Source organism: Pantoea sp. R102 (assembly GCF_004916815.1).
GTDB lineage: Bacteria > Pseudomonadota > Gammaproteobacteria > Enterobacterales > Enterobacteriaceae > Pantoea > Pantoea dispersa.
Genome location: NZ_SDFT01000085.1, coordinates 23,840 through 30,712 on the forward strand (window position 1 = coordinate 23,840; position 6,873 = coordinate 30,712).

6 protein-coding genes are annotated in these 6,873 nt (G+C 59.2%); 2 read left to right on the forward strand and 4 right to left on the reverse strand.

Features of this window, described 5'->3' with window-relative positions; genetic code table 11:
• Window positions 1-106 precede the first annotated feature (106 nt).
• Complete coding sequence (locus tag ERD80_RS10215) at window positions 107-1,726, reverse strand: peptide ABC transporter substrate-binding protein (RefSeq protein WP_125308790.1); 1,620 nt, start codon at window positions 1,724-1,726, stop codon at window positions 107-109.
• A 188-nt stretch (window positions 1,727-1,914) separates the two neighbouring features.
• Between ERD80_RS10215 and mpaA the strand changes: the two genes are divergently transcribed.
• The gene (mpaA, locus tag ERD80_RS10220) at window positions 1,915-2,628 is read left to right on the forward strand and encodes a murein tripeptide amidase MpaA (protein ID WP_136546800.1); all 714 of its coding nucleotides are present in this window, start codon (window positions 1,915-1,917) and stop codon (window positions 2,626-2,628) included.
• On the opposite strand, the gene ycjG is transcribed toward mpaA, so the two are convergent.
• On the reverse strand, window positions 2,597-3,583 hold the full coding sequence (gene ycjG, locus ERD80_RS10225) for an L-Ala-D/L-Glu epimerase (RefSeq protein WP_021506131.1): 987 nt from the start codon (window positions 3,581-3,583) through the stop codon (window positions 2,597-2,599). The genes mpaA and ycjG overlap by 32 nt on opposite strands.
• A gap of 151 nt (window positions 3,584-3,734) precedes the next feature.
• Here ycjG and tpx point away from each other — a divergent pair, with 151 nt between their 5' ends.
• Complete coding sequence (tpx, locus tag ERD80_RS10230; protein WP_058780606.1) at window positions 3,735-4,238, forward strand: thiol peroxidase; 504 nt, start codon at window positions 3,735-3,737, stop codon at window positions 4,236-4,238.
• 58 nt (window positions 4,239-4,296) lie between these two features.
• On the opposite strand, the gene tyrR is transcribed toward tpx, so the two are convergent.
• Window positions 4,297-5,862, reverse strand: a complete 1,566-nt coding sequence (tyrR, locus tag ERD80_RS10235; RefSeq protein ID WP_136546802.1) for a transcriptional regulator TyrR — start codon at window positions 5,860-5,862, stop codon at window positions 4,297-4,299.
• Window positions 5,863-6,075: 213 nt separating this feature from the next.
• Window positions 6,076-6,873: TIGR01620 family protein (locus ERD80_RS10240; protein WP_136546804.1), on the reverse strand; the 798-nt coding region annotated here is incomplete at its 5' end.

Below are 6,873 nucleotides of genomic sequence, written 5' to 3' on the forward strand. Positions count from 1 at the left end.
CAATACGATACAGTCTAGCGCGGCGCGGGACAGTTGCAATTACCAGGGTGTGAGTAAAAATGACAGCGCAACCGGGTCGTTCACCGCCCTCCGTGGCGGTTCAGCGTCAGTGTTTCTCAATCCACAATTCCCGGCTGTAGGCAACGTCTTCCGGATTGGTGATGGGATAGCCCTTAACCCATGGCTTGATCAGCCGCCCGTTGGTGTACTGGTAGATCGGCGCAATCGGCGCCTGGTCAGCGATGATCTGCTCGGCTTTGTTGTAATCGGCATTACGCGCCGCCACGCTGGTTTCATTGCTGGCCTTACTCAACACCGCATCATATTCCGCGTTACTGAAGCGGGAAATATTGCCGCTGTGGCTGGCGGTCAGCAGGCTGAGGAAGGTCGACGGCTCATTGTAATCGCCCACCCAGGAAGCGCGGATCACATCGAAATTACCGCTGTTGCGGCTGTCGATATAGGTTTTCCACTCCTGGTTCTGCAATGTCACGTCAACGCCGAGATTCTTTTTCCACATCGAGGCCACCGCAATCGCAATCTTCTGGTGACTTTCAGAGGTGTTATACAGCAGCGTCAGGTGCAGCGGTTTAGCCGGGCCGTAACCGGCGGCGGTGAGCAGGGCTTTGGCCTGCGCATTCAGTTCCTGCTGGCTGTGCTGCTGCAGATAGCTCTGCTGCGGCGTGAAGCCGGCGGTGACGTCTGGTGTGAAGTGCCATGCCGGTTTCTCGCCGGTGCCCAGCACTTTTTCCGCGATAATGCGGCGGTCAATGCTCCATGACAGCGCCTTACGCACCCGCACATCCGCCGTCGGCCCTTTCTGGGTATTAAACGCGTAATAGTAGGTGCCAAGCTGATCCGGCGTATACACCTGCCCCGGCAGCTCTTTTTTCAACAGGCCGTACATATTTTTTGGGAAGGATTCCGTGATATCGATATCCCCGGCGCGGTAACGCTTGGTGGCGCTGGATTCTTCATTGATGGGAATAAAGGTCACTTTTGTCAGTACCGAATGGGCGTTATCCCAGTAGTGCGGGTTACGCACCAGCACAATCTTTTCGTTAACCACGCGCTCCTGCAATTGATAAGCGCCGTTGCCTACCAGCTTACCCGGCGCAGTCCAGCCATCGCCGTTTTGCGCAATGACCTTTTGCGGCACCGGGAACATCGCCACGTTGGCCACCATGCTGGGGAACCACGGTAGCGGACGTGACAATGTCACCTTAAGATGCGTCTCATCGGTCGCCACCACGCCCAGCTTGTCCGGGCTCATCTGCCCTTTGGTGATGGCTTCAGCATTCTCAATGCCGCTCAGCGCAGCAAACCAGGCGAAAGGCGAGCTATTTTTGGGATCCACCAGACGTTGCCAGCTATAGACAAAATCCTGTGCGGTCACCGGCTGGCCATTAGACCAGCGTGCGTCTTTGCGCAGCGTAAACAGCCAGGTTTTGTTGTCATTGCTGCTCCAGCTCTGCGCAACGCCCGGCACGATTTTGCCCTGCGCGTCCTGGTTGGTCAGCCCTTCAAACAGATCGCGCAGCACCTGAATCTCCGGCAGACCGACCGCTTTGAGCGGATCAAGCGAGGCCGGTTCATCTTTAATATGGCGGACGATTTCCTGGCTGCTGGCCAGTTGCGCCCCGGCTGGCACACTGGCGGCATAGGCGGATGAGAGAGCGCTGCTGATGATGAGCGCGGCCAGCGTGGTGCGGAAAGTTAGTTTCATCACGACTCCTTGACCCGAAAAAAGGGCGACGGCCAAACCAATGCGTCGCCAGCAACTTTTCGCACTTTATCGCAAATCGCTGATTGATAAATAGCTATTTCCCCGTCTGCTGTTTACCGTTATGTTGAGGCTGGATTGCAGCTCACAATTTTTGCGGCTGAACGCGATGCATGACAGAGAGGAAGGTTATGTCGACACACCACCCGCGCCCGCTGCGCGGTAAGCTGGACACCGTCTGGCAACAATATGGACATTCGGTGCTGGGTGCGCCGCTGCTGTGGTTTCCGGCACCGGCGGCCGACGAGGACAGCGGACTGATTATTGCCGGCACCCACGGCGATGAAAACGCGGCGGTGGCCACGCTCTCTGCCGCCATGCGCACGCTGCCGGACACGCTGCGGCGTCATCATGTGATTCTTGCGGTCAATCCGGATGGCTGCCAGCTCGGGCTGCGCGCCAATGTCAACGGTGTTGATCTCAACCGCAACTTCCCAGCCGCCAACTGGCAAGCGGGCGATACCGTCTATCGCTGGAACAGCGTGGCCGACGCGCGCGATGTGCTGCTCTCAACCGGAAACGCACCAGCGTCAGAGCCGGAAACCGCCGCACTGTGCCAGCTGATTCATCGTATCCAGCCGCGCTGGGTCGTCTCCTGGCACGAACCGCTGGCCTGTATTGACGATCCGCACCATAGCCCGCTGGCCAGCTGGCTGGCGGAACAAACTGGTCTGCCGGTGGTGAGCAGCGTCGGCTACGCCACGCCGGGCTCGTTTGGCAGCTGGTGCGCCGATCTCAGTCTGCCCTGCATCACCGCCGAAATGCCGGCCATCTCGGTGGACGAAGCCACCGAGGTGTATCTTGATGCGATGATCAACCTGCTGCGCTGGCAGCCGTCGTCTTAAGCACGCCGTGCGAGAAGTGCAGCGACGGTTCCACATCGGCCGCCAGCCACGTCGGACCGTCGAGATCAGCAAACGTGGCCTGCGGCGTTAACGGCAGCGCGGCGCGAATGGCGCGCGAGGTACACAACATACAGCCCAGCATGATGGCAAATCCCTGCGCGCGCGCGGCCGTGGCCAGCGCCAGCGCTTCGGTCAGCCCACCCGTTTTATCCAGTTTGATATTCACCATGTCGTAGCGCCCGTGCAGGGCTGCCAGGCTGTCGCGCGTGTGGCAGCTCTCATCCGCACAGATCGGTAGCGGATGGATAAAATGGGCCAGAGCCGCATCCTGCGCGGCAGGCAGCGGCTGCTCCAGCATCGCCACCTGCAAATCCGCCAGCAACTGGCAGCGCGCCGCCAGCCCTTCTGCCTGCCAGGATTCATTGGCATCGACGATCAGCGTGGCGTCCGGCACCGCACTGCGGATCGCCACCAGCCGTTCGCTGATCAGATGGTTATCCAGCTTAATTTTCAGCAGGCGCGCGCCGTGCTGCCACAGCGCCAGCGCGCTGCTGGCCATCGCTTCTGGCGTATCGATGCTGACGGTATGCGCCGTGACGATCTCCTGTGCCGGCACCGCCTCACACAGCGCCGCCAGGCTGGTGCGCTGCTGCTGGCGCTCCAGATCCCACAGCGCGCAATCAATCGCGTTGCGCGCGGCACCGGCCGGCAACGCCTGTTGCAGCGCTGCCCGCGTCATGCCGTTTTGTAACGCACCGAGCTGTGAAGCAATCTGCTGCAGCACCGAAGCCTCACTTTCGCCATAGCGCGCATAGGGCGTGGCCTCGCCAATCCCTTTGAGGCCATCCTGCTCAATCTCCACCACCACCACGTGCGCCTCGGTGCGGCTGCCGCGCGAAATCACAAACGGCGAGTGCAGCGGCCAGGCTTCCGGATAACTTTTCACTGTTCTCATACTGACTCCTCAAATCCATGACGTCATAACGTGCTGGTGCAGCTCCACGTTGAATTAGGCTCGTAAACCCTTAAAATTTATGTCATAAACAAACGCTATACCTGTTCTGGTGGGGTTAACGCCAGATTTTTCATCGTTAAAAGGAAATTGTATGTCGCAGAATGTTCACTTTCAGGGCAATCCGGTGCCGGTTGCCGGCCACTTCCCGCAGGCTGGCGAGCAGGCAAAACCGTTCAACCTGGTAGCGAAAGATCTCAGTGATGTGTCCCTTTCTCAGTATGCAGGCAAACGCAAAGTTCTGAACATTTTCCCAAGCATTGATACCGGCGTGTGCGCCGCGTCGGTGCGCAAATTCAACGAGCGTTCTGGCGAAGCTGACAACACCGTGGTGCTGTGCATCTCTGCCGATCTGCCGTTTGCGCAATCGCGCTTCTGCGGCGCCGAGAACGTCAATAACGTAGTGACGCTGTCTACACTGCGCGGTGCAGAATTTATTGAAAATTACGGCGTCGCGATTGCCGATGGCCCGCTGAAAGGCCTGACTGCCCGCGCGGTGGTGGTGCTGGATGAGAACGATAAGGTGCTGTACAGCGAGCTGGTGAATGAAATCACCGAAGAGCCGAACTATGAAGCGGCACTGGCAGCGCTGAAGTAAGGCTATTGCTGATAAAAAAGCCGTCTGTCACAGACGGCTTGTTCATGCAGAACGCGGATTATTCGCCTTCGCTGCGTTTCTGACCGAGGCCATATTCGCGCAGCTTGTTGGCAATCGCGGTGTGTGACACCCCAAGGCGTTTCGCCAGTTTACGCGTGCTGGGATACGACAGATAGAGACGAGTCAGCACTGAACGCTCGAAACGGCTGGTGATTTCATCCAGCGACCCTTCCATTGCCTCTTCGCCCAGCGACACATCCAGCGCCTGCTCCGGCAGTACGATATCCTGCGGACGCAGTTCATAACCTTCCAGCTGCGTGAGCGCGCGATACAGCGCATTTTTCAACTGGCGCACGTTGCCCGGCCAGTTATAGCGCGTCAGGAACGGCGTCAGCTGCGGTGATAAACGCGGGCGCGGCAGTCCCTGCTCATCGGCGAAGCGCGCCACAAACATTTCGGTAAGCGGCAGAATATCCAGCGGACGTTCGCGCAGCGGCGGCAGATTCAGCGTCAGCACATTCAGACGATAGAACAGGTCTTCGCGGAACTCGCCGCGCTGCACCAGCTCAATCAGGTTCTTTTGCGTGGCGCAGATCACGCGCACATCCACATGCACTTCATGATCCTCGCCGACGCGGCGGAAGGTGCCATCGTTCAGGAAGCGCAGCAGTTTGGTCTGCATGCGCGGCGACATCTCGCCGATTTCATCCAGCAGCACCGAGCCGCCGTTCGCCTGCTCAAAGAAGCCCTTCTTCCCTTCCAGCGCGTTGGGATACGCGCCCGCCGCGTGACCAAACAGCTCGCTCTCAGCGACGTCATCCGGGATCGACCCGCAGTTGAGCGCCAGGAACGGTTTTTTACCGCGTGCGCTACGCAGATGGCAGGCGCGCGCCAGCATATCTTTACCGGTGCCGGTGTCGCCGACAATCAGCAGCGGCGCATCGTGCATCGCCAGCTTGCGCGCCTGGTCGATCACCTGACGCATTTTCGGCGTTACCGCCACGATGTGATTAAATTCGGAGTCATCGGTGACGCTGAGGTTCTGCAACTGCCGCCCCATGCGTGCAGTGGATTTCAGGGTGATCATCGCGCCTACCGGCTGGTCGTTCTGCTCATCTTCCTGCGCCAGATAGATCGGACGCGCTTCCATGAGGAAATCACGCCCCTGGATCACCACATGCTGCGCCTGCGCATCAACACGTTCACTCTCCAGCCAGCGCTGGAAATTAAAGCCGGCAATCAGCGTGCCGGCGTTCTGGTTACGGATCTTCTGTTCGTCGAGGTTAAACAGGTTTTGCGCCGCCGGATTCGCCAGTTCGACTTTACCTTTCAGGTCGAGGGAGAACACCGGCTCGGGCATCGCCACCAGTAGCGCGCTCAGCGCGCGGTGCTCGCGCTCAGATGGCATAAAGGACACGGTGCGGACATCTGTCACGCCCGGTGTACGGCGAATCTCCGCCATCAGGTTACTGAATGCGTCAAATTCCAGCGCAGAAAAGTTGAGGTAGATGCGGCCCAGCGAGGCAATTTCAATGCCGCGCAGGTCAATATTACGGGCAACCAGCAGGTCGAGTAGCTCGCGCGCCAGACCGATACGGTCCTGGCAGAAAACTTCCAAACGCATTGCGATGAGCCTTAGTCAGGTTTTGATTTTAGAGATAATACGCTAACTTGCAGCGCCTCAGAAGGGTTCTGTCATGAAAAGTTGACACTCTGAGGCAGGTGACGAAGAGAAGTGTAGCGGAACAACCAACAATAATCCCGCCAGAAATCACTCTGAGCACAGATAATTTTACCTTTCACGCCATCGGCAGCGTGAAAGGCAGACAAGGTGAGATTATTTAGCAGCCTGACCTGCTTTATCACCACTTTTGGCCAGCGATTCTTTAAGCTGTCCCACCAGTTCACGGCGGAAATCGCCGAGCCGCGGTTTGTCCTCCGCCAGCCACGGCAGCGGACGGCATAATTCCATGGCTTTGATCCCCAGCCGGGCGGTGAGCAGCCCGGCACCGATGCCCTGCGCCGCACGCGCCGAGAGACGGGCGGCGATATCCTGCGACATCCAGTCCATACCGACTTCGCGCACCAGCTCTGACGCCCCGGCAAACGCCATATTCAGTAATACCAGCCGGAACAGCCGGATGCGACTGAAGTAGCCAAGTTCAATGCCGTAGATGGCCGCGATGCGGTTCACCAGCCGCAGGTTGCGCCAGGCGATAAACGCCATATCCACCAGCGCCAGCGGGCTGACGGCAATGATCAGCGTCGATTCTGCCGCGTGGCGGCTGATTTCGCGCCGCGCCTGACGGTCCAGCACCGGCTGCACCAGCTGGGCATACAGCGTGACAATTTCGCGGTCGTTATGGGTTTCGTGCAGTGCCGCGTGCCAGCGCTGCAGTGCCGGATGCGCCTGATCCAGCTGCGCCTGGCGCGCAAGCTTTTCACAGAACGCCCGGCCTTTGCCGATGCCGTGGCTGGCCAACAGCTCACGGCCCACGTCCCGCTCTTCCGCCCGCTGACGCAGACGATACAGCCGACGCCATTCGCCAATCAGCGCGCCCGCGCCAGCGGCGACAATCAGCCCACCGGCCACGCCGCTGCCCAGTGCAAACCAGTCGCGCGTCAGCCAGGCATC

Coding starts and splice junctions, on each gene's coding strand:
- ERD80_RS10215 (WP_125308790.1), bottom strand. CDS start 1,726: ATGAAACTAACTTTCCGCACCACGCTGGCCGCGCTCATCATCAGCAGC.
- mpaA (WP_136546800.1), top strand. CDS start 1,915: ATGTCGACACACCACCCGCGCCCGCTGCGCGGTAAGCTGGACACCGTC.
- ycjG (WP_021506131.1), bottom strand. CDS start 3,583: ATGAGAACAGTGAAAAGTTATCCGGAAGCCTGGCCGCTGCACTCGCCG.
- tpx (WP_058780606.1), top strand. CDS start 3,735: ATGTCGCAGAATGTTCACTTTCAGGGCAATCCGGTGCCGGTTGCCGGC.
- tyrR (WP_136546802.1), bottom strand. CDS start 5,862: ATGCGTTTGGAAGTTTTCTGCCAGGACCGTATCGGTCTGGCGCGCGAG.